Genomic DNA, 20,816 nt, shown 5'->3' on the forward strand with positions numbered 1-20,816 from the left:
GCGACGTCGCTCAGACGAGTCCGCCGATGGAGGGGTCGCTGATGCTGTCCTTGCCGTTCTCGACGTGGCCCGCGTAGCGGTACGCGAATTCGGCGTCACCTGCGACGGTGACGGTCAGGTCGTACCAGCCGTGGGTGCGCGAGAGCGTCCACGTCGCGCGCTCCGTCTCGCCGGGCCGCAGCGACAGCTTGGTCGGACGGGTGCGGTACCCGTCCTGGACCGTCACCTCCACCCGCTTGGCGCCACGGTTGTTGAGCGTGAGGGTGACCTTGTCGTCCCGCTCGTCGTACGAGGGGGCGATGTCGAGGTTCGTGGCGTGCCGGCTCGACGGGCCATCCGTGAACCGCCGGAAGAACCCGTTCGGCCCGTGCACCGACAGGTCGTACCCGGACGTGGCCTCCCAGGTGTCCGTCAGGTGCTTGCCCGACTCGACGGTGTAGCTGCGGGGGGCGTCCGCGCTGCCGGCCCGGCGTACCTGGAAGACCGCCGCGGCACGGCCGGAGTTGCGGAAGTCGACGCGCATCGCGCCGTCGCTGACACGCCCGTCGGCGTGCAGGGTGTACGGGATCGCCCGCGCCGGGCGTACGCCGCGCTCCTGCTTCGGCAGCCGCTGGTCCGCTGGCGGGACCGGCATCTCGTCGGGGTGCCGGACCAACTCGTCGGGCTTGAAGTCGTCGGTGTCCGGGAGGGTGGGGTGCTGCGACCGGTTCGGGTGCCGGAAGTCGAAGGCCGTGGTCAGGTCACCGACGACAGCGCGCCGCCACGGGGTGATGTTCTGCTCGATGAGGTCCGGCCGGCCGTGCCCGAACCGCGCCTCCAGGAACTTGATCAGTGAGGTGTGGTCGAACACCTGCGAGTTGACGTAGCCGCCCCGCGTCCACGGCGAGACGATGATCATCGGCACCCGGATGCCGAGGCCGTACGGGCCGGCCGGGTGGTCGGCGTCGCCCGGGAAGATCTCGTTGGTGGTCGGCACGGTCGACTGCCCGTGCTCGCGTGTCTGCGGGGGTGTCGGCGGGACCACGTGGTCGAAGAAGCCGCCCTCCTCGTCGTACGTGATGAAGAGCGCCATCTTGCTCCACACCTCGGGGTTCGACGCGAGGATGTCGATGACTTGCGAGATGTACCACGAGCCGTAGGCCGGCTCCCAGTTCGGGTGCTCGGTGTACGCCTCGGGTGCGGTGATCCAGGAGACCTGCGGCAGTCGTCCGGCCTCGACGTCGGCCCGGAAGTCGGCCAGCAACGCCTCCGGGTCGCGGCCCTGGGTCCTGATCTCGGTGCCGGTCTTGGCCCGGTCCGCCAGCGGCGTGCCGGGCTGCGCGTTCTGGTACTGGTGGAAGTAGAGCAGCGAGTTGTCGCCGTAGTTGCCGATGTACGGGTCGTTCGTCCAGCCCCAGGAGCCGGCGGCGTTGAGGCCGATGCCGACGTCCTGGTAGATCTTCCACGAGATGCCGTTGCGCTCCAGCCGCTCCGGGTACGTCGACCAGTCGTAGCCGGCCTCCGCGTTGGTGATGACCGGGCCGCCGCCCTTGCCGTCGTTGCCGACCCAGCCGCTCCACATGTGGTAGCGGTTCGGGTCGGTCGGCCCCATCAGCGAGCAGTGGTAGCTGTCGCAGACCGTGAAGGCGTCGGCGAGCGCGTAGTGGTAGGGCAGGTCCTGGCGGGTGTGGTAGGTCATCGCCGTGACGCCCTTGTTCGGCACCCACTGGTCGAACCGGCCGTCGTTCCAGGCGGCGTGCCCGTCGTTCCAGCCGTGCGGCGGGTCCGGCAGGAAGGTCTGGCCGAGGTCCTTCACCTCGGGCCGGAACGGCAGCAGCTCGTCGGCGCCGTCGGGCTGGTGCCACACGTCTCTGCCGGACGGCAGTGTCGCCGGATGCGGGTCACCGAAACCGCGCACCCCCCGCATGGTGCCGAAGTAGTGGTCGAAGGAGCGGTTCTCCTGCATCAGGATGATGACGTGCTCGACGTCGTCGATCGAGCCGGTCCGGTTGTTCGCCGGGATGGCGAGCGCCTTGCTGAGGTCCAACGGGAGCGCCGCGCCGATCGCGGGGACTCCCATCGCCTTGAGGAATGTGCGCCGATCCACCGTGGCCATAGCTCACCCTCTGTACGTCTGGTCGGGAAACTGGCGACCGGACGCTACCGACGGCGGGTTGACGGGAGATGGCTGCAGTTGGTTGGTTTTGCGACCACTCGACGACCGGCGGCGGGTGCCGTGGCAGTGTGCGAGCAGCGTTACAGGTGATCTGCCGGCATCCCGGAAGCCCTCCGACGTACGGTGAGATCGTGCCGACGAAAGACGTACTCACCAAGGCCGACCTAGCTGAACTCCGCCGCTCTGCGCTGGGGGCGGCCGACCCGCTCGGTGTCGCCGCCGATGTCGCCGAGGCGGCGGAGCAGGGCCGCCTTGAAGATCCGGACGACGCCGGGGACGCGCTGACCCTGGCCGCCGAGATCGCCGAGATCCGGGCCAGACCGGATGCCGCCCTGCGGTACGCGGACCAGGCCCTGGCGGCGTACCCGTCGGGCGACGACCCCCGGGCCGGGTTGGCCCACGCGCTGCGGGCCCGGGTCCTGTTCCGGGCCGGTGGTCGGGACGACGAGGCGATGGCGGAGCTGACCGCGCTGCGCCCGCTCCTGCTCGTGCAGTCCGACGCCCCCGCCTACCTGAGCGCGGCGCTGGACGCCGGTGGTCGTTCGGCGACCGCAGAGACGTGGCTGAGCGAGGCGGTCGACACCCTGCTCGGCGAGCGTGCCGCCGCCGGGGCGGCCGCGCAGGCCATCACCGCAACCGACCCCGTGGTGGATCTCGGCCCGCCGGAAGCACCGGGTGTTCTCTTCTTCCTGCTGCAACAGCGACACCGGGTACGCCGGGACCTCAACCTGCCGCACGACCGGCAGGATGATCTGGCGGACCGCCTGGAGACTCAGCTCGTCCGCCGGGCCGGGGAGCGCAGGGGCGCCGAGTCTGATCTGCTCTTCTGGCCGCGGGCCGAGTTCGATCGTCTGCTCTCCGAGCACGCCGCGCTGACCGAGGTGTACGGCCCGGATTGGGACGCGCACCGGGCCCGGCTGGAGAAGGAGCTGGTGCGTCAGACGAGTGCCGGTCAGACCGGGCTGGGTGTGTTCAGCGCGACCGTGGCCGGTTTGAACGCCTTCGCCGGTCGACGCAACGGCGACCCGGCCGATGCGGCGATCCGGGCGGGCTACGCGGCTGAGGTGTCGGCTCGGCCCAGTGCGCGGATCCCCTGGCCGCCGGAGCGCAACGACGCCTGCTGGTGTGGCTCGGGCCTCAAGTACAAGAAGGACTGCCTGCCGCGCTCCCGCAGCTGAGGGAGTCAGCTATCGAGCTGCGGTGTGGCGCTGGTAGTGCCGCGCGACGCGGGCGCGGTTGCCGCAGGAGGGCTTGCACCACTCCTGGCGCGGGTGGTCCTTGACGAAATAGCGGACGCAGCGTGGCGCGGGGCAGGCGTGCAGCAGGTCGCGGGCCGGACTGGCGAGGAACTCGATGGCGGCGCGTGCCAGTCCTGCGGAGAGCCTCAGCCCCGCGTCAGCCGTCTCGCCTTGCCAGGTGAGCGTCGGTGCGCCCTCCTGCGCCCAGCTCAGCACCGGCCGGACCGGCAGCGCCGCGGCGGCCTGGTTGAGCCGTTCGACCGCCTCGGGCGGGGAGAGCAGCGAGGAGGCGTCGGCCCGGCTCGGCGGCCCCGGGCGGACCGCCACCGCGAAGAGGGTACGTGCGGCGCGCCGCACCGCCACCACGTCGAGCCGGATCCGCTCGTCGACCGTGGCGAGGGCGTCGAGCCCGCCGACGTAGTCCCGCAGTGGCTCGGCCTGCTCACGGAGCCAGGCGGTCAAGCCCGCGACATCGCCGAGGTCGTCGGCGACCCCGCCGTTGCCGTCGTGCCGGATCGTGCTGGCCAGGGCGAGCGCGAGGTGCGGTGACATGGACTCTCCTCCCCGATCCGGCTTGTGCGGCCGGCGCGGCCCAGAGTAGCTTCCCTAACGCCCTTAACGGTAGTAACCATTAGGAGAGCCCTCGTGCTGGTGATCGCGCACCTCAGTGACACCCACCTCGACAGCCATCCCCGATCGGCCGAGCGAACCGCCCGGGTGATGGACTACCTGCACACCCTGCCGCGACCGGTCGACGCGATCCTGATCACCGGGGACATCGCCGACCACGGCGAGGTGGCCGAATACCAGACTGCCGCGAAGCTCTTCGAATCCCCGCTGCCGGTCATGGTCTGCCCCGGCAACCACGATGTGCGCGACGCGTACCGCAAGGGTCTGCTCGGTGACGACTGCGGCGGCACCGGCCCGATCAACGCCCGCTACGACGTGGCCGGAGCGGTTTTCCTCCTCGCCGACTCCTCCGTGCCCGGCGAGGACGACGGCCACCTGGACGAGGAGACCACGACGTGGCTCGCCGACGAACTGGGCTCGGTGCCGGCCGAAACGCCGACGTTCATCGCCTTCCATCACCCGCCGGTCGTGCTGCACCACCCGGTCATCGACCCGACCCGGCTGCTGCCCGCCGATCCTCTGGCCGAACTGGTCACCGCCCACCCGCAGGTCGTCGCCGTGCTGACCGGGCACTTCCACACCGCCGCCGCAAGCACCTTCGCCGGCCGCCCGCTGCGGATCGCACCGGGCGTGGTCTCCACCCTCCGGATGCCCTGGGAGGGCGATGGGCCGCTGACCACCCAGACCCAGCCGCCCGGCGTCGCATTCCACGTGTACGACGACAGCGGCCTGCTCACCACCCACTACCGGGTGGTGGTCTGAGCATGCACGGAGTCGCGGTGCTCGGCTTCCTCCTCGCCGTCGCGCCGATCACCACCACGCCCGGAGCAAGCCTGACCCTGGTCGTCTCGCGGGTCGCCGCCGGCGGGCGGCGGCAGGGGTGGTGGGTGATCCTGGGTACGGTCACCGGGATCTACGTGCATGCCACCCTGGCCGCCGTCGGCCTGGCCGCGCTGGTGCTTCGCTCGTCGCAGGCGTTCTGGGTCGTCAAGCTGGTCGGCGCCGGTTATCTGGTCGGGCTCGGGCTCTGGCTGCTCTGGTCCGCGTCCCGCCGCCCCACGGGTGCGGGACGGCCACCGACGGTTCGTGCCCGGAGGCTGCCGTGGCACGTACACCATCCATACCTGCAGGGGCTGCTCGGCAACGTCCTGAACCCCAAGGCCGCCGCCATCTACCTCACCCTCGCACCGCAGTTCCTCGAACCGGGCCGACCGGTGCTGGTGCCGATGTTGCTCCTCGCCACGGCACACGCCGCGCTGCACAGCTGCTGGCTCGCCGGCTGGACCGCCGTCTCTGGCGCCGCCGCCCGGCTGCTCCGTACAGCAACCGTGCGACGCATGCTCGATCGGCTGACCGGTGTGATCCTGCTCGGCCTCGGTGTACGTACAGCGGTGACCTGAGTCCGACGTCGTGCCCGGCCGCCGCCGGCGCGGCCCCATTAGGCTGTGACTGCTGAGCGACCGTTACCCGTCCGGGCCGGTCAGCACGGTGGCCGGCCGGACGGGCGCTGCCGGCAATCTTGGGGGCTGACACGCCCTTCCGGTACCGATAGCGTCCATGCTTGGACGATCGAGGCCCGCTCGTCACCGTCAGAGGAGACGCCGATGTTCGAGGAGTTCATGGGCATTCCCGCCCACCCTCTCGTGCTGCACGCCGCGGTCGTGTTCGTGCCGCTGCTGGCCCTACTGACGATCGGTTACGCGCTCGTCGCGCCGATCCGTCCGCACACCCGCTGGGTGCTGGGGCTGCTCGCCCTGGCCGCACCCGTCTCCGCGCTCCTGGCGAAGCTCACCGGTGACGCATTCTTCGACCGCATGCGGGCCGCCAACCGGGTCACCCCCGAGTTCGTCCCGACGATCGAGGCGCACCAGCAGTTTGGCAACTTCACGCTCTACGCCACCATCGGGCTGGCGGTCGTGGCGCTGGCACTGGTGTGGTTCGTCCCGCCGCGGACTGCCGAGGCGAGCGCCACCGGAGGCGCCCGGCACGGCCGCGCGCTGACCCTGTCGTTGCAGGTGTTGTCACTGGTGGCCGCGGGCATCGCGCTGTACTACGTGATCCGCACCGGCGACTCCGGCGCGAAGGCGGTCTGGACGGGTCAGTGACCCCCCGTGGGTCAGGGCCGACCGGCCGGCCGCAGCCACGGAGCGTCAGCGTTGGCTGGCCCGGTCGACGCCCTTGTGCACCCGCGCCGTGCGGTCGATCAGCTCGCGCAGCGCGCTCCCGTCGACGTCGTCGAGCCGCTTCAGGTAGAGGCATCCCTTTCCGGCGCGGTGTGGACCGAGGCGGGCGAGGATCGGGCCGTACCGATCCTCGAAACCACCCACCAGGTAGACGACAAGATTCTGTTTGCGCGGCGAGAAGCCGGCCAGCGGCGCCTCGCCCGAATGCCCGCTGGCGTAGGTGTAGCGGTACCTGCCGAAGCCCACGATGCTCGGGCCCCACATCACCGCCGGCTCGCCGGTCACCTCGCCCATGATCGCGCGGAGCCGCCGCGCGTCGGCCCGCTGACGTTCGTCGGGGATGGCGGCCAGGAAGTCGTCGACGCTGACCTCGGTCGGGACCGTCACTGGCTGCTTCGATGTGGCCATGAGCTGATGCTGTCACGCGAGTACGACGAAGCGTCGCCGCGGTCAGGACACCTCCTCGCGCGCTCGCCAGGAGAGGGCCACGAGCCAAGCCGAGATGATCACCGCTCCGACGGCGAAGCGGATGCTCGCGCTCTCCTCGCTCCACGGCAGGGCGGTGAGCACGAACGCGACGACGCCGCTGGCGGCGCTGTAGACCGCCCAGCCCTGTCGCCCCTGCCCGGCGAACCTCCGGGCGAGCAGCAGACCGGCCGCGATCAGCGACAGGAACGCCGCCGCGCCGCAGACCGTGTGCAGGATGCTGCCCGTACTGGCGTGCTCGGGAAGCCCCGCCGGGGCGCCCGGCGGCCAGCCGAGCGCGGGATCGGGGACGAACACCCCGCCGCCGACCATCGCCACCCCGTACACACCGACCAGCAGCGGCCCCAGCGTGGCGGCCCGGCCCGGGCGCAACGCCCGCCGCAGGCCCACCGCGAACGCGACGGCCAGCAGGCCGGTGCCCACGAACGCGATGAACTGCAGCCAACCGAGGTCACCGAGGGTGAGCGAGCTCAGCGCGTGCCGGCGCAGGTCGAACCCGGGTCGGGTGAAGGCCTGCCCGAATGACAGGGCCGGGAAGAGGATGCCGGCGACTGTGCCGCACCCGAGGAGGTACCGGGTCCGGCGGCGCCGGGCCGACACCGCCCCGTCGGGGGCAGCGGTCAAGGACGTCATGTGCGGACCTCTCGTCTCGTCGTCACGTACTGCCGTCACGACGAACGAGACCCCGCCGGATCGACACCTCCGGCGAAAGAAGTACCGGGCACCGGATCTACGACGGGCGCGAGCCTGGTAATCCATTGTGAACAAAGGGCGCATCCCTACTCGAAGGGATCGACGGGAAGGTCAGCCGGACTTAGCATGGGCACGAATGGATCTTCGGGATCGAGCCCCCGGCCGACCCCTGGCAACCAGTCCGACCGAAGGGAAACGCGCGTGCGTCGAACCCCCTTGGCACTACTCGGCGTCGGTGTGTCCGGCGCCCTACTGATTACCGCAGCTCCGGCGGCATCGGCCGCCCCGCCTGCGGCGACCCCGCCGACCGGCATCGTGGTCAGCGACGGCATGACCCAACCGGTGTTCTCCTTCGCCGACGCGATCGAGGAGCGGGTGTTCGTCCAGACGCCGCTGGACACCGACCACGATGGCCGCCCCGACCGGGTGGCGATCGACATCTCCCGCCCCAGGGAGACCGCCACCCAGGGCTTCAAGGTGCCGGTCATCTTCGAGCACAGCCCGTACCGCAAGGGCACCTGGGGCGACGTGCCGTACCCGAGCGTGCTGGTCGACGACCTGCCGCAGAACGGCTCGACGAACCGTTCCGGGCTGCGGGCGGCCGACGTGGAGGCGGAGCGGGCGCAGGCGAAGGCCAACCTGCCCGGCTCGCTGGACGACTACTACGTGCCGCGGGGGTACGCGGTGGTGCTCGGGCAGAGCGTCGGCACCGGCGACTCGGACGGCTGCCCGACCAGCGGCGACCAGGCCGAGACGCTCGGCACCAAGGCGGTCATCGACTGGCTGAACGGCCGGGCGAAGGGGTACGACGCGAACGGCGCTCCGGTCACCGCCGGCTGGACCACCGGCGCGGTCGGCATGACCGGCGTCTCCTACAACGGGACGCTGCCCAACCAGGTGGCCACCACCGGCGTCGAGGGACTCAAGACCATCGTGCCGGTCTCCGCGATCAGCAGCTGGTACGACTACTACCGGGCCAACGGCCTGGTCGTCGCGCCCGGGACGTTCCAGGGCGAGGACACCGACATCCTGGCCCAGTACACCGCCGGGCAGGCTCGTGCCGAGGGGCAGTGCGCCGACGAGATCGCCGACATCACCGAGGAGCAGGACCGGGTCACCGGCGACTACTCGAAGTTCTGGCAGGATCGCGACTACCTCGACGCCCGAGACGTGCGGGCGAGTGTCTTCGTCGTGCACGGCCTCAACGACTGGAACGTGAAGACCGAGCACTTCGCCGGCTGGTGGGATGAGCTGGCCAAGCGCGACGTACCGCGGAAGATCTGGCTGCACCAGGGCGGGCACGGCGGCCCGGGCAGCAGCGCGTCGGTGACCCTGCCCAACGGTCGGACGTGGACCTACAAGCAGACCGAGAACCGCTGGTTCGACTTCTGGCTGTGGAACGTGCGCAACGGAATCATGGACGAGCCGACCGCCGTGCTGCAGCGGGAGGACCGGGCCTACACCACGTACGCCAACTGGCCCGACCCTGCCGCCCGTACGGTCGGGTTGACGTTCGCCACCACCGACGCCACCGCCCCGGGCACGCTCACCTCGGGTAAGGCGCCGAAGGCCAGGATCGAGCAGGGCTTCGTCGACGAGGGCCGGACCATCCACCCGGACACCCTGGTGGCCAATCCCGATACGGCGAGCCCGAACCGACTCGCCTACCGCTCCCCCACCCTGACCCAGAACGTCCGCATCTCCGGGCGCCCGGAGATGCGGCTGCGGATGGCGATCGACAACAAGCCGGACGCGAACCTCACCGCGTACCTGGTCGACTACGGCCCGGCCGGCTCGACCGCCGCGCCGACCGTGGTGACCCGGGGCTGGATGGACCCGCAGAACCGCAAGGGCCCGGCCCGCACCGAGCCGGTGAAACAGGGCAAGCTGTACGACTACCGGTGGACCCTGGAGCCGAAGGACTACATCTTCCCGGCGGGCCACCGCATCGGTGTGGTCGTCTTCTCCAGCGATCAGGAGTACACCCTGCTGCCGCTGGGTGGCACCGAACTGCGGGTCGCGCCGAACGACAGTGAGCTGCGGCTGCCGGTGGTCGGGGGCCGGTCCGCGCTCGGGTTCTGACACAAGTTTCTCCCGAACAGGTGGGGCAGTCCGACGCGTCGGACTGCCCCACCTGCGCGTTCCGACCGCCCCTGACCCGTCCGAACTGCTGGACGCGGCCCTTCCGTCCCGCGTTTGGCGGCCGAAGGCGCGGGAAGACCTCGCCGATCGGGCCCAGGCGACCCGCCACGTCCGTCGTCCGGCAGCGCTGGCGATGCCGGCGAGACCCGAGGAGGAGCGAGGATGAGCCCACGCAGGACAACCGTCCCGGCGCGCAGGTCACCCGGGCCCACCAAGGCCACCGGGGCGACGAAGATGCCACCGAGCCGGAAGGTGGCGGCCAAGAAGGTCGCCGCTGCCACGAAGCGGGCCACCGGCGCGAGCGCGGCCAAGACGCCTGGCGAGAAGCCCACGCCGACCACGCCCCGCGTCGCCCGCAAGAAGGACGTTTCCGCCACCACGGCCTCGCCCAGCCGCAGGCCGACGGCGAAGGCTGCCGCCGCAAAGAAGGCACCACCGAAGAAGGCGCCTGCAGCGAGGGCCGCCGCGAAGAAGGCGCCCACGGCGAGGGCCGCGGCGAAGAAGGCGCCCACGAAGAAGGCCGCGCCGACCCGGGCCCGCACCACGTCCGCCACCAGGGCTCCGGCCAAGAAGGCGACCACCATGGAGTCGTTCGGCAACCGGCGCACGGCGCGGAAGACCTGAGCTTCGACGCCTACCCCGCCCCACGTCACATGCGCGCCCACGTCCTATGCGCGCCCCACTCACGCGCGCTGAACGGGTCATAAGCGCAGGCCGCCGTCACACACGCGCGCCCCACTCACGCCCGCTGAACGCGTCATACGCACGGGCCGCCGTCACACGGGCACCCCACACCACGCCGGCGGCCCCCGCCACACCCGCAGCCTGCGTCACGCCCGGCGGTCCCGCGCCACACGCCCGCGACCTCACCTCCGTCACCCAGTCCCTCGCGGGCGGTGAGCCCGGCTGGGAGACCGGCAGTCGGGCGGGTCGACGGCGGTGGGGCACCCGCACTGTTGAGCGTGATACCTGAGAGTCATATTGATACCTCAGAGTCATCATGCTCAAAAGCACGCACCCGGCCGACGCACGGCGGCGGCCTCCTAGGTTTGCGCACTTTCCGGGAAGGTGTGGCCTCGGTGCGTCTGGAGGCAGCACTTTCCGGAAAGTGCGTGGCTTGACGCCGGTCGGCGTCGGCGGGCGGGTGGGTGGGTGTGGTGTCCGGTTCGGGATGCGAGCCGGACGGGTGTGACGCGCTCGGGGTAGATCGCCGGTGGGTCCCGGTTGTGGGGGGCGGAGGGGCGGGATTGGGGTTGTCGGCCCGTGGCGGGCTGGGGGTGTCGTCCCGTTTGGGGTGGGCCGTCCCGTGGTCGGGGCCACCCTCAGCGTGGAATCGGGGACCGGCCCGGGTCGTTATACCTGGCATGCGACCGCGGCCCCCTGGCCCGGTGCGCGGCAGCCGCCGGGAACACCGGCCAGGCCGCCCCGGTTACATCCCCCTGTAGCCAGCCGCCAGCCCGCCGGGAACACCCGACCGGCCGGCACGGTTACATCCCCGGAACCCCGAGCAGGTCCCCCCCGGATCGCCGGACCGTTCCCCCTTCTTGAACTTCCTTGACGCGGCACCCCCTGCCGCGTGCACCCCCGATGCAGAGGAGCACGCCATCATGCGTACCGATCTGATTCGTAAGACCGCTCTGACCGCTGCTGGACTCGCCTTCACCGGCGGCGCGATCGCCGGCCCCGTCACCGCCGCCTACGCCGCGTCGGATGCCAAGCCCGCCACGCAAACCCAGTCGGACCGTAAGCCGTCGGGTGAGCGTCAGCTGGGTGTGCGCTACGAGGCGCAGCCGAACTTCTACTACTGCGGCCCCGCCGCCGCCCGCAACGCCCTGTCCGTGCAGGGCAAGGACATCAGCGTCGACGCCATGGCCAAGGAAATGGGCACCACCGAGGCCGGCACGAACTCCATCAACGACATCACCCCGGTGCTGAACAAGGAAACCGGTAAGAACGACGCCTACCGCAGCGTCGAGATCAGCACCCCCAACGCTGACAGCAAGCAGACCGACAAGCTGCGCGCCGACGTCGTGAAGACCGTGGATGACGGTCGGGCTGTGGTGGCGAACATCGCCGGCACCAGCGTCGACACCGACGGTGTGAGCCACTCCTTCGAGGGTGGGCACTACATCAGCGTCGTCGGCTACCGCGACAACGGCAACATCGTCAAGATCGCCGACTCCGCCGACCCGAACCAGGCCTCCTACGAGGTCACCGTCGAGCACCTCGCCGACTGGATCGCCACCCGCGGCTACGCCACCAGCTGACACCCCGCACCAACAACGAAGGGCCGGACCCCCACCAGGGTCCGGCCCTTCGTCGTCATTTCCACGAACTGCGGCACGTATTGACAAGTATCGACGTCGGGGTGAGGCTAGGACGGGAGAGCGCTCTCTCGCACCCGGGCACAACAGACCACCACCAAAGTCTGGCCAAGGGCAAACTCCGATGTCTTCGGCGGCGGCGCCGGAGCTGTCCCTGACCCGTCCCCCCGACAGGAGTCACGAGATGGACAGGGCCGCACCCCTCTCCGGCATCCACCGCCGGCTGCGCCTCGCCACGGCGATCGGCGCACTGCTGGCGCTACTCGGCACGTACATCGTGTCGACCACCGACCGGGCCGACGCCGCCCCGGGCGTCAACGTCATCCGGGTCGCCGAGTTCCCCGCCGACTGCACGTACAGCCACCGGCTGCCGGACGACCCGATCATCTTCCCCGGCCTGCCCGGTGCCTCGCACATGCACAGCTTCTTCGGCAGCACGGTGACGAACGCCCACACCACGCTCCCCGACCTGGTGAACTCTCCGACCACCTGCAACCCGCGGACGGACGTCTCGTCGTACTGGGTGCCGACGCTGTACAACAACAACGTGCCGGTAGAGCCGGCCATCTCCACGTTCTACTACCTGGGTGAGGGCGTACGCGCCGACGTCGTCGCGGCCACCCAGCCCATCCCGCAGGGGCTGCGGATCGTTGCGGGCAACGCTCGGGCGACCGGGCCGAACGAGAGCATCGCCCGCTGGTCGTGCCTGCACGCCGGGCACGTGCCCCCGTCGAAGGACTTCGTCAACTGCCCGGCCGGCACCATGCTGGAGTCGTACCTGGACTTCCCGCAGTGTTGGAACGGCCGCGACCTGGATTCGGCCGACCACAAGAGCCACATGGCGTACCCGGTGAATCAGGCCTGCCCGGCGACGCACCCGGTGCACGTGCCGAAGCTGCGGCAGGTGCTGCGGTACCCGGTCAACGGCAACCCAGCGCAGTTCCGGCTGGCCTCCGGTGCGGGCTACACGATGCACGGCGACTTCTTCAACGCCTGGCCGGTGGCGGAGATGGCACGCCGCGTCCAGGACTGCATCCGTCCGGTGATCAAGTGCGGGCACGACGGCCGACCGATCTGAGCCGACACGTTCGACCCGAGGGCGGGCCCGGTCACGCCGGGCCCGCCCGCACGGGCGGAAAGGAGGTCGGATGCGAGCCCTCGTCGCTGCACCGCCCACTCTGCTCATCGCAGTTCTGCTCGTCGCCGGCTGCGCTGCCGGGTCACCGGCCCCGGCCGGCAGCACCGCACCGTCCGCGACCGTGCCGCCGGCAGTCGCACCGCCGAGCGCGGTGCCAGCCACGGGTACGGCAGGACCGTTCAGCGGCACCGACATCGCCTGGCTCCAACTGACGGTGGCGATGGCCGAACGACTGCAGCCGGTACTCGACCTGGTGCCGGCCCGGACCACCGACCCGGCGTGGCGGCGGCTGGCCGCCCAGGTCGGGGCGGCCCACCGCGCCGACCTGGACCGGTCCCGCCGGCTGCTGGCCGACTCGGGTGCGCCGGCGACCAACCCGCATGAGGGGCACGACATGCCCGGCATGATCACCGCCGAGGAGCTGACCGCGCTGCGGTCGGCCGCCGGGAAGCCGTTCGACCGGCTGCTCGCTCAGCACCTGCGCGCGCACCTGGCGCAGTCGGTCCGGATCGCCACCGCCGAGCAGCAGGGTGGAGTCCACCCGGCGACCACCGCGCTGGCCGCGGCCGTGGTCCGGGGCGGCAACGCCGAACTCGCGCGGCTCGACCGGCTCGACGGTGCGTCGAGCCGCTGACCCCTCAGCCCCGGTTGGTGACGATCTCGTCGAGCACCGGACACCTGCCAACCGAGCCCGCCGACGGCGACGCTCAGGCGGTGTAGCGGGCGGCCAGGTCCACGGTGCGTCGGGCTGCGGCGACCATCGCCCGGTCGGCGAACCGGCCGTCCGGCAGCACCACCGTCCCCGAGTCCCGCCGGTGCGCCTCGGCCACAGCGGCCAGCAGCTCCGCGGCGCGGGCCACCTCCCGATCGGCCGGCCGGAACGCCTCGACGATCACCGGCAGTTGGCGCGGGTGGATCGCCGCGCGGCCGAGGAAGCCGAGCCGCCGACCCACCGCGCAGGAGGCGGCCAGACCGGCGACGTCGGCGACGTCCGCGTACACCGACATCGCCGGCGGCACCAGACCGGCGGCGCGGGCCGCCACCACCACCCGACCGCGCGCCCAGAGCAACCCGTCGTCGTCGCTCACCCCGAGGTCCGAGCGGAGGTCGGCCTCGCCGAGCCCGATCGAGGCCACCGCGGGGTGGGCCGAGGCGATCGGGTACGCCGCCTCCAGCCCGAGCGCCGACTCGACCAGCGGGTGCAGCGGCACGTCGACCCGGTCGGCGAGCGCCGCCACCGTCGCGGCCGACTCCACCTTCGGCAGCCGCAGCCCGGCCAGCCCCGGCCGACCGGACACCGCGGCCAGGTCGGCGTCGACGTCCGGCCCGGTCAGCTCGTTGACCCTGACCTGCACCGGAACCGGCTGCACCTCGGCGAGGAACTCGGCGACCGCGTCCCGGGCGTACGCCTTACGCCCGGCGACAACGGCGTCCTCAAGGTCGAGGATGACCGCGTCGGCACCCGAGGCGACCGCCTTGGCGAACCGGTCCGGGCGGTCGCCGGGCACGTAGAGCCAGCTGAGCAGCATCAGAGCACGCCCCGCTCGCGCAGCGCGGCCAATTCGTCGGCGCTCAGGCCGAGCGCGCCGAACACCTCGTCGGTGTCCTGGCCGTGCCGCCGACCGGCGTGCCGGATCTCCCCCGGCGTGTCGGTGAGTCGGAACGGCACGTTCTGCATCCGCACCTCGCCCAACTCCTCGTCCGGGACGCTGCGCACGGTGCCCAGCGCCGCGTACTGCGGGTCGGCGAGGATGTCCCGCACGTCGTAGACCGGCGCGACCGCCGCCTGCGCCGCCTCGAACGCGGCCACCACCTCGTCCCGGTCCCGCTTCGCCACCCAGGCGCTCACGGCCGCGTCCAACTCGTCGGCGTGCTCGGCTCGGCCGCTGCCGGTGGCGAACCACGGCTCGTCGATCAGCTCGGGTCGGCCGACCAGCCGCAGCACCCGCTCGGCGATGCTCTGCGCACTGGTGGAGACCGCCACCCAGCGCCCGTCCGAGCACCGGTAGGTGTTGCGCGGGGCGTTGTTGTTGGACCGGTTGCCCAACCGGGGCTGGATGTAGCCGAGCTGGTCGTACCAGGTGATCTGCGGGCCGAGCATCGCCATGATCGGCTCGATGATGGCGAGGTCCACCACCTGCCCGGTGCCGGTGGCGTCCCGGGCCCGCAGGGCCAGCATCACCGCGTACGCGGCGGCCAGCGCGCTCACCGAGTCCGCCAGCCCGAACGGGGGCAGGGTGGGTGGGCCGTCCGGTTCCCCGGTGGCCGCGGCGAAGCCGCTCATCGCCTCGGCGAGGGTGCCGAAGCCGGGCCGGCGGGCGTACGGGCCGACCTGCCCGAAACCGCTGATCCGGGTGATCACCAACCGGGGATTGACCGCGCGCAGCTCGGCCGGGCCGAGCCCCCACCGCTCCAGCGTGCCCGGACGGAAGTTCTCCACCAGCACGTCGGCGTCGGCGAGCAGCCGGAGCAGCAGCGCGGCGCCGTCCGGGTCGGAGAGGTTGAGGGTGACGGTCCGCTTGTTGCGGCCGAGCACCTTCCACCAGAGCCCGACGCCGTCCCGGGCCGGGCCGTGACCCCGCGACGGGTCCGGCTTGGCCGGGTGCTCCACCTTGATCACGTCGGCGCCGAAGTCGCCGAGGAACGCGGCCGCGAGCGGCCCGGCGAAGAGGGTGGCCAGGTCGACCACCTTCACCCCGTCGAGCGGGCCACGGGTGGCACGCCCGGCCCCCGGATCAGTCGCGGCGGTCACGGCGTTCCCTTCGTCGGGTCGAGGGCGGCGAGGAAGACGTCGCCGTTGCCGAGGGCGCCGCCGCCCACCGGCGCTCCGGCGGTGAGCCCGCTGACCAGCAGCCGGCCGTCGGCGCCGAGGGTCGCGTAGACGTTCTCCTCGCCGAACGGGTCGGCTGCGTCGTCCCGGACCGTGCCGTACTGGGCGACGCCGAGTTGGCGTCCCCGGGCGTCGAGCCGCACGGTCAGCACGTCCGCGCCGCCGACCGGCAGCCCGAGCGTGCTGTTGGTGAACCCGACCACGGCGACCGCGCCGTCGGGCAGCGGCACCACCTCCGCGCCGGCATCGGCCCCGTGGCCGCCGGTCACGGTCCGCCAGCGTTGCCGACCGGTCGAGGTGTACGCGACGGTCAGCACGTCGCTGCCACCGTTGGTCGCCTCGCCGCCGGTGGAGCCGGTGGCCAGCACCGTGCCGGTGGAGCTGATCGCGACGCCGCCGAGCAGGTCGTCTCCGGCGCCACCCACCGAGGTCACCCAGCTGCGGGTGCCGGCCGAGTCGTACCGGGCCAGCCAGCCGTCTGCGCCGCCGAGCGCCGTCGTGCCCGGCAGGCCGGCCGAGGTGCCGCCGGCCACGTACACGCCCTGCGCGTCGGCCATCACCGCGTACGCCTTGTCCTCGCCTGGCCCACCGAACTGCCGGCTCCAGGCGACGCGCCCGTCCGGGCCGATCCGGGCCAGCACGGCGTCCTTGTCGCCTGCACCGGTCTCGCCGGCGAACGAGCCACTGGTGTAGCCGGCGACGTACGCACCGCCGTCCGGAGCTGGCGCGACGGCGTAGAACCGGTCCGCCTTCGTCGGGTCACCGGCCTGGGTCAGCCAGGCCCGCTGCCCGGACCCGGTCAGCCGGGTCACCAAGGCGTCGTCGGCCGGGTTGCCGGGGTGCTTTCCGTCCAGGTCGCCGCGGGTGTAGCCGGCGGCGATGACCCCGCCGTCGGCGAGCGGCATCAGCCCGTAGAGGCGGTCGTTCGCGGCGGTGCCGAACTGGGTCGTCCACCGCGCGGTCGTGCCGTCGGCGGCGAGCCGGCTCACCACCGCGTCCAGCCCGCCGGCGTACGGCTGGCCGTCGACCGGGCCGGAGGCGGCGTAGCCGATGGTGGTCGTGCCATCCTGGTGGGCGGCGACGCCGCCGGCCCAGTCCGTGCCCGCGCTGCCGTGCACCGGCCCGGGCAGCCCGGCCGGCGGAGTGACGCTCAGCGTGCCGGCGAGGTGCTTCAGACCGTCCACGAAGGCGGGTCGCCAGACATCCCAGTCGTGCCCCCCGTCGAGCACCCGCAGCTCGGCGGCGACCCCGTCGGCGCGGCGCACCGTGTTGTAGAGGGTGGCCGCCTCGTAGTCGAGGTCGTGCGCGGCGTCGGCCGGGTCGGGGTTGGCCCACTCGTCATCGCCGACCGCGACGTACATCCGGACCGGGGACTCCGGGTCCAGGCCGGGCAGCAGGGCGGGGTAGTTCAGCTGCTGGTAGACCTCGTCGGAGAAGCGCTGCGCGCCCGAGCCGAAGGCACCGAACTCGCGCGCCGACGAGTCGGCCGGCGGCAGCGGCCGGTAGACCGCCGGGCTGAGCACCAGCGCGTTGGCGAAGAGGTCCTGGTGGGCGAGGGCGTAGCGCAGCGCCCCGGCGCCGCCCATCGAGTAGCCGCCGACCAGGCGGGCGCCGCGGTGCGCGGCGGTGCGGTAGGTGGCGTCGACATGCGCCACCAGGTCGCGGGTGAGCGCGGTCTCCACCGGCCGGCCCGGGTCGTCCGCGCCGGTGTAGGAGGAGTCGACGTACCAGTTACCCCGGCTGCTCCACGGCGCGTCGGGCAGCACCGCGATCACCGGCGGCACCTCGCCGTCGGCGATCATCCGGTCCAGGTCGGCCTTCACCTGGGTCCACGCCTGCATGGTGTCGCCCCGGCCGTGCAACAGGTACAGCACCGGGTAGCGGGCGGCGGTCGCGTTGGCGTACCCGTACGGCAGGTAGACGGTGTAGTCGATGGTCCCGTCCAACGCCGGGGACGGCGCGGACGCGGTGGTCAGCGTGCCCGCGCGGAGGCGCTCCGCACTCGCCCCAACCGGTACCGCGCCGGTCAGTCCCAGCGCGAGGAGCACGGCGGCCACGCCGCCGCCGATCCGCCAGCGTCTGCCCATCAGGTCACTCCTTGGGGGTCGGAAGGTCTGCGGCGCAGCGGAAGCCCACCTGGTCGGAGCGGGTGAGCCCGGCGCCGGTCAGTAGCAGCTTCACCGAGACGTCCGCCGGCTGCGGGCCGCCGTCGAGGTACCAGTCGGAGCCGTCCGCCCGGTACCCGGCGCCGCCCTTGAGGATGACGAATCGGGTACGCCCGTCGGTGTGCTCGCTCTCGGTCAGGTTCCACACCAGCGGCTCCCGGCGGACGAGCAGCCCTGCCTCGGCGGCCACCTGCCACTCGTCCTCGGTGGGCAGCCGCAGCCCGGCCCACGCCGCGTACGCCCGGGCGTCGGCCAGGTCCACCCCGGTCACCGGGGCGTCGGCCGGTCCGTGCCCCGCGGTGAACCGCTCGGGGCGCACCGGCCGGTAGTTGGTGGCCCGCAGGAACTCGGCGTACTCGCCGTGGGTGACCTCGTGGGTGGCGATGGCGAACCGGCCGAGCCGGACGCTGCGGCGCAGCGTGCCGGTGTGGTGCAGGCGGGGTGGCAGCGGCTTCCACTCGTCGACGTAGGGCGCCTCGCCGTACAGCCCGGTTTCCCGCACCCGGTGCCGGACCACCAGCTCCCGCCGGCCGGCCTCGACAGCGGCCATGCCTCGCGGCAACTGTGGCCGGGGTGCCCACGGAGTCCGGACGCGTACCGCGGAGCGGGCCGGGAAGGACGGGTCGCCGGTGGGTGGCTCGTGCCGGTGCACGGCGGCGTCGGTGACGACCACGGCGGCGATCGCGCCGGCCGGCAGCGGACCGCCCACCGCCAGCCGGCCGTCACCGGTCTCGGTGACGGTCAGCTCGGCGCCGGTGACCAGGTCGACGAAGTGTCGGTCGGCCTGGGCCTCGGTGACCAGCCACGGCCCGTCGTGGTCCGCGCCCCGGTTCACCACCGTCCACAGGGGCTCGTCTTCGTGTGTCCAGCGGGACGCGTACACCTGGCCCTGGCCGGCGTGGTCGGCGAGCGGGACCCAGTCCTCGGCGCGCAACCACGCCGCGTGGCTGGCCTGCACCCGGCGCATCGCCCGCAGCACGGCCCGGTCCCGGTCGTTCCAGCCGACCCAGACGCCGAAGACGCTCTCCCACACCAGCACCCCGACGCCGTTGAGCCAGGCCGAGTGCAACTCGTCGAGGTGGTCGCGGTGCCAACGGCGGGTGTGGTGCAGCACGTGCCGCCGCTCGAACCACTTCGCCCGCAGCACGCCGGGCACCTCGGAGTCGGCGAACCACTGCGCCCACGACATCGAGTGGTCGGCGATCCGGGCCAGCGGGACCCGGCTCTCGCCTTCGAGGACCATGCCGGGGCGGACCGCGTCCAGCGCGGCGCGCAGCTCTCCGGCACCTTCCTTGAGGGTGTCCAGGAAGACGCCGTCGACGCCGAGCTTGCCGGCCAGCGCCGCGACCTCCTCGGCGTCGCTGCCCGGCTCGCGGCGGGTGCCGGTGTCCCACGGGTTGTAGTCGATGAAGACCCGCACCCCGCGCTCCTGGAACGCGCGCACCACCTCGGGCAGCTCCGGCACGTCCCGGTACCAGTCGAACTGGTTACGGTCGTCCAGGCCGATCACCGGGTACGCGTGCCAGAGCACCACCCCGTCGAAGCCGCCGAAATCCTGCCCGGCCGCGTCGAGAAACTCGTCGACGGTGAAGACGCCGCGCTCGTGGTCGTAGAGCGCCTCGTCCCAGAGCCAGATCAGGCAGACGCTGAAGCAGTCGCCGGCGATCTCGTCGTAGTGCGTGCCGGTGTAGCCGATCCGGGCCCGGGCGTCGGCCCGCCAGCGGGTGAGTTGCTCCCGCCAGGCCGGCCAGTCGGCCGGGTCGGCCGGCGCGGCGAAGATCTTCGCTTCGTCCAGGGTGGTCAGGTCGGCGTGCCCGCCGAGCGGCACCTCGGTCGGCCGGTCGATCGGGCGCGGGACATACGGGTTGAAGCTCACGGGGTACCTCGGTAGGTCGCGTCGTAGAGGGCGTCGATGGCGGACCGCTCAGGCAGGGCGGTGGACGCGCCGGGCCGCTGAGCGCAGGCCGCGCCGGCAGCGCACGCCCAGCGCAGGCTCGCCGTGACGGTGTCCTCGGTGCTGGCGCCGCCACGCTCGGCCCAGCCCACGGCGAGCGCGCCGGTGAAGGCGTCGCCCGCGGCGGTGGTGTCCACCGCGTCGATGCGCGGGGCCGGGACGGTCAGGCGCAGACCTCGCCGGTCGGCGTACGCGGCACCACGCGCGCCGCGGGTCAGCACCACCCGGGGCACCAGCTCCAGCAGGGCGTCGAGCAGCACCGGCGGGTCGTCGGAGAAGACCCCGGCCACGACCGCCGCCTCGTGTTCGTTGACCACCAGCACGTCGACCAGGTCGAGCAGCTCCGTCGGCAGCACGGCGGCCGGCGCGGCGTTCAACACCACCGTGGTGCCCTCCGCCCGGGCCCAGTCGGCCGCACGGACCACGGCGGCCAGCGGCACCTCCAGTTGGAGCAGCAGCACGTCCGCCGCGGCGATCGTCGCCCGGTCGTCGGCGTCCAGTTCGGTCAACGTGCCGTTGGCGCCGGGCGCGACCACGATGAAGTTCTCCGCGTCCCGGTCGACGGCGATCAGCGCGATGCCGGAGGGACCGGCGACGGTCCGCAGGCCGCGAACGTCGACCCCCGCGCCGACCAGGCTCGCCCGCATCTGCGTACCGAACTCGTCGTCGCCGACCGCGCCCACGAAGTCGCAGGCGGCACCGGCCCGTGCGGCGGCGACCGCCTGGTTGGCGCCCTTGCCACCGGGCACGGTCCGGAAGTTCTCGCCGAGCACCGTCTCACCGGGGCGGGGCAGCCGCGACGCGGTCACCACCAGGTCCAGGTTGCTGCTGCCCACCACCGCCACGCGCGCGCTCATGCCGGGCTCCTTTCCGTCCAC

Annotated in this window: 18 protein-coding genes; 9 read left to right on the forward strand and 9 right to left on the reverse strand. The window is 72.4% G+C overall.

Annotated features, from left to right (window positions below; genetic code table 11):
• Window positions 1-10: 10 nt before the first annotated feature.
• The gene (locus ACFY29_RS02575) at window positions 11-2,095 is read right to left on the reverse strand and encodes a phosphocholine-specific phospholipase C (RefSeq protein ID WP_386982772.1); all 2,085 of its coding nucleotides are present in this window, start codon (window positions 2,093-2,095) and stop codon (window positions 11-13) included.
• Between the two features lie 191 nt (window positions 2,096-2,286).
• On the opposite strand from ACFY29_RS02575, the gene ACFY29_RS02580 reads away from it, so the two are divergent.
• Window positions 2,287-3,333 (forward strand): SEC-C domain-containing protein, encoded by a 1,047-nt coding sequence (locus tag ACFY29_RS02580; protein WP_386982774.1) that lies wholly within the window; start codon window positions 2,287-2,289, stop codon window positions 3,331-3,333.
• Window positions 3,334-3,342: 9 nt separating this feature from the next.
• Here ACFY29_RS02580 and ACFY29_RS02585 read toward each other — a convergent pair whose 3' ends face one another.
• Window positions 3,343-3,945 (reverse strand): CGNR zinc finger domain-containing protein, encoded by a 603-nt coding sequence (locus ACFY29_RS02585; protein ID WP_386982776.1) that lies wholly within the window; start codon window positions 3,943-3,945, stop codon window positions 3,343-3,345.
• Between the two features lie 93 nt (window positions 3,946-4,038).
• Here ACFY29_RS02585 and ACFY29_RS02590 point away from each other — a divergent pair, with 93 nt between their 5' ends.
• The 3 genes from ACFY29_RS02590 to ACFY29_RS02600 all read left to right on the forward strand — a co-directional run bounded on the left by ACFY29_RS02590 (window position 4,039) and on the right by ACFY29_RS02600 (window position 6,128).
• A complete protein-coding gene (locus ACFY29_RS02590) occupies window positions 4,039-4,785 on the forward strand; it encodes a metallophosphoesterase (protein WP_386982778.1) in 747 nt (248 codons plus the stop codon).
• Window positions 4,786-4,787: 2 nt separating this feature from the next.
• A complete protein-coding gene (locus ACFY29_RS02595) occupies window positions 4,788-5,423 on the forward strand; it encodes a LysE family translocator (protein ID WP_386982780.1) in 636 nt (211 codons plus the stop codon).
• A gap of 204 nt (window positions 5,424-5,627) precedes the next feature.
• Window positions 5,628-6,128 carry a DUF2231 domain-containing protein gene (locus tag ACFY29_RS02600; RefSeq protein WP_328415695.1) on the forward strand — a complete coding sequence of 167 codons (501 nt, stop codon included), beginning with the start codon at window positions 5,628-5,630 and terminating at the stop codon, window positions 6,126-6,128.
• 45 nt (window positions 6,129-6,173) lie between these two features.
• Here ACFY29_RS02600 and ACFY29_RS02605 read toward each other — a convergent pair whose 3' ends face one another.
• Together ACFY29_RS02605 and ACFY29_RS02610 are read right to left on the reverse strand one after the other, a co-directional pair.
• Window positions 6,174-6,614, reverse strand: coding sequence for a DUF1801 domain-containing protein (locus ACFY29_RS02605; RefSeq protein ID WP_386982781.1), 441 nt, complete (start codon window positions 6,612-6,614; stop codon window positions 6,174-6,176).
• Between the two features lie 42 nt (window positions 6,615-6,656).
• Entirely contained in the window at window positions 6,657-7,325 is a 669-nt protein-coding gene (locus ACFY29_RS02610; protein WP_386982783.1) for a DUF998 domain-containing protein, read from the reverse strand.
• Window positions 7,326-7,586: 261 nt separating this feature from the next.
• Between ACFY29_RS02610 and ACFY29_RS02615 the strand changes: the two genes are divergently transcribed.
• The 5 genes from ACFY29_RS02615 (at window position 7,587) to ACFY29_RS02635 (ending at window position 13,623) form a co-directional block, all read left to right on the forward strand.
• On the forward strand, window positions 7,587-9,467 hold the full coding sequence (locus tag ACFY29_RS02615) for a Xaa-Pro dipeptidyl-peptidase (RefSeq protein WP_386982785.1): 1,881 nt from the start codon (window positions 7,587-7,589) through the stop codon (window positions 9,465-9,467).
• Window positions 9,468-9,689: 222 nt separating this feature from the next.
• A complete protein-coding gene (locus ACFY29_RS02620; protein WP_328415687.1) occupies window positions 9,690-10,151 on the forward strand; it encodes a hypothetical protein in 462 nt (153 codons plus the stop codon).
• Between the two features lie 983 nt (window positions 10,152-11,134).
• Window positions 11,135-11,794 (forward strand): C39 family peptidase, encoded by a 660-nt coding sequence (locus ACFY29_RS02625; RefSeq protein WP_386982787.1) that lies wholly within the window; start codon window positions 11,135-11,137, stop codon window positions 11,792-11,794.
• 241 nt (window positions 11,795-12,035) lie between these two features.
• Window positions 12,036-12,929, forward strand: a complete 894-nt coding sequence (locus ACFY29_RS02630) for a DUF1996 domain-containing protein (protein ID WP_386982789.1) — start codon at window positions 12,036-12,038, stop codon at window positions 12,927-12,929.
• 70 nt (window positions 12,930-12,999) lie between these two features.
• Entirely contained in the window at window positions 13,000-13,623 is a 624-nt protein-coding gene (locus ACFY29_RS02635; protein WP_386982791.1) for a DUF305 domain-containing protein, read from the forward strand.
• A 73-nt stretch (window positions 13,624-13,696) separates the two neighbouring features.
• Here the strand turns inward: ACFY29_RS02635 and ACFY29_RS02640 are convergent, their stop codons facing one another.
• The 5 genes from ACFY29_RS02640 to ACFY29_RS02660 are packed head-to-tail and all read right to left on the reverse strand — an operon-like array spanning window position 13,697 to window position 20,795.
• Window positions 13,697-14,518, reverse strand: a complete 822-nt coding sequence (locus ACFY29_RS02640) for an HpcH/HpaI aldolase/citrate lyase family protein (RefSeq protein WP_386982793.1) — start codon at window positions 14,516-14,518, stop codon at window positions 13,697-13,699.
• Entirely contained in the window at window positions 14,518-15,741 is a 1,224-nt protein-coding gene (locus ACFY29_RS02645) for a CaiB/BaiF CoA transferase family protein (protein WP_386982795.1), read from the reverse strand. The genes ACFY29_RS02640 and ACFY29_RS02645 overlap by 1 nt, the downstream gene beginning before the upstream one ends.
• The gene (locus tag ACFY29_RS02650) at window positions 15,738-17,906 is read right to left on the reverse strand and encodes an alpha/beta hydrolase-fold protein (protein WP_386982796.1); all 2,169 of its coding nucleotides are present in this window, start codon (window positions 17,904-17,906) and stop codon (window positions 15,738-15,740) included. The genes ACFY29_RS02645 and ACFY29_RS02650 overlap by 4 nt, the downstream gene beginning before the upstream one ends.
• A 4-nt stretch (window positions 17,907-17,910) precedes the next feature.
• Window positions 17,911-19,860 (reverse strand): SUMF1/EgtB/PvdO family nonheme iron enzyme, encoded by a 1,950-nt coding sequence (locus tag ACFY29_RS02655; RefSeq protein ID WP_386982798.1) that lies wholly within the window; start codon window positions 19,858-19,860, stop codon window positions 17,911-17,913.
• Window positions 19,857-20,795 carry a ribokinase gene (locus ACFY29_RS02660; RefSeq protein WP_386982800.1) on the reverse strand — a complete coding sequence of 313 codons (939 nt, stop codon included), beginning with the start codon at window positions 20,793-20,795 and terminating at the stop codon, window positions 19,857-19,859. The genes ACFY29_RS02655 and ACFY29_RS02660 overlap by 4 nt, the downstream gene beginning before the upstream one ends.
• Window positions 20,796-20,816: the final 21 nt, after the last annotated feature.

Source organism: Micromonospora sp. NPDC000668, from assembly GCF_042897975.1.
Classification (GTDB): domain Bacteria; phylum Actinomycetota; class Actinomycetes; order Mycobacteriales; family Micromonosporaceae; genus Micromonospora.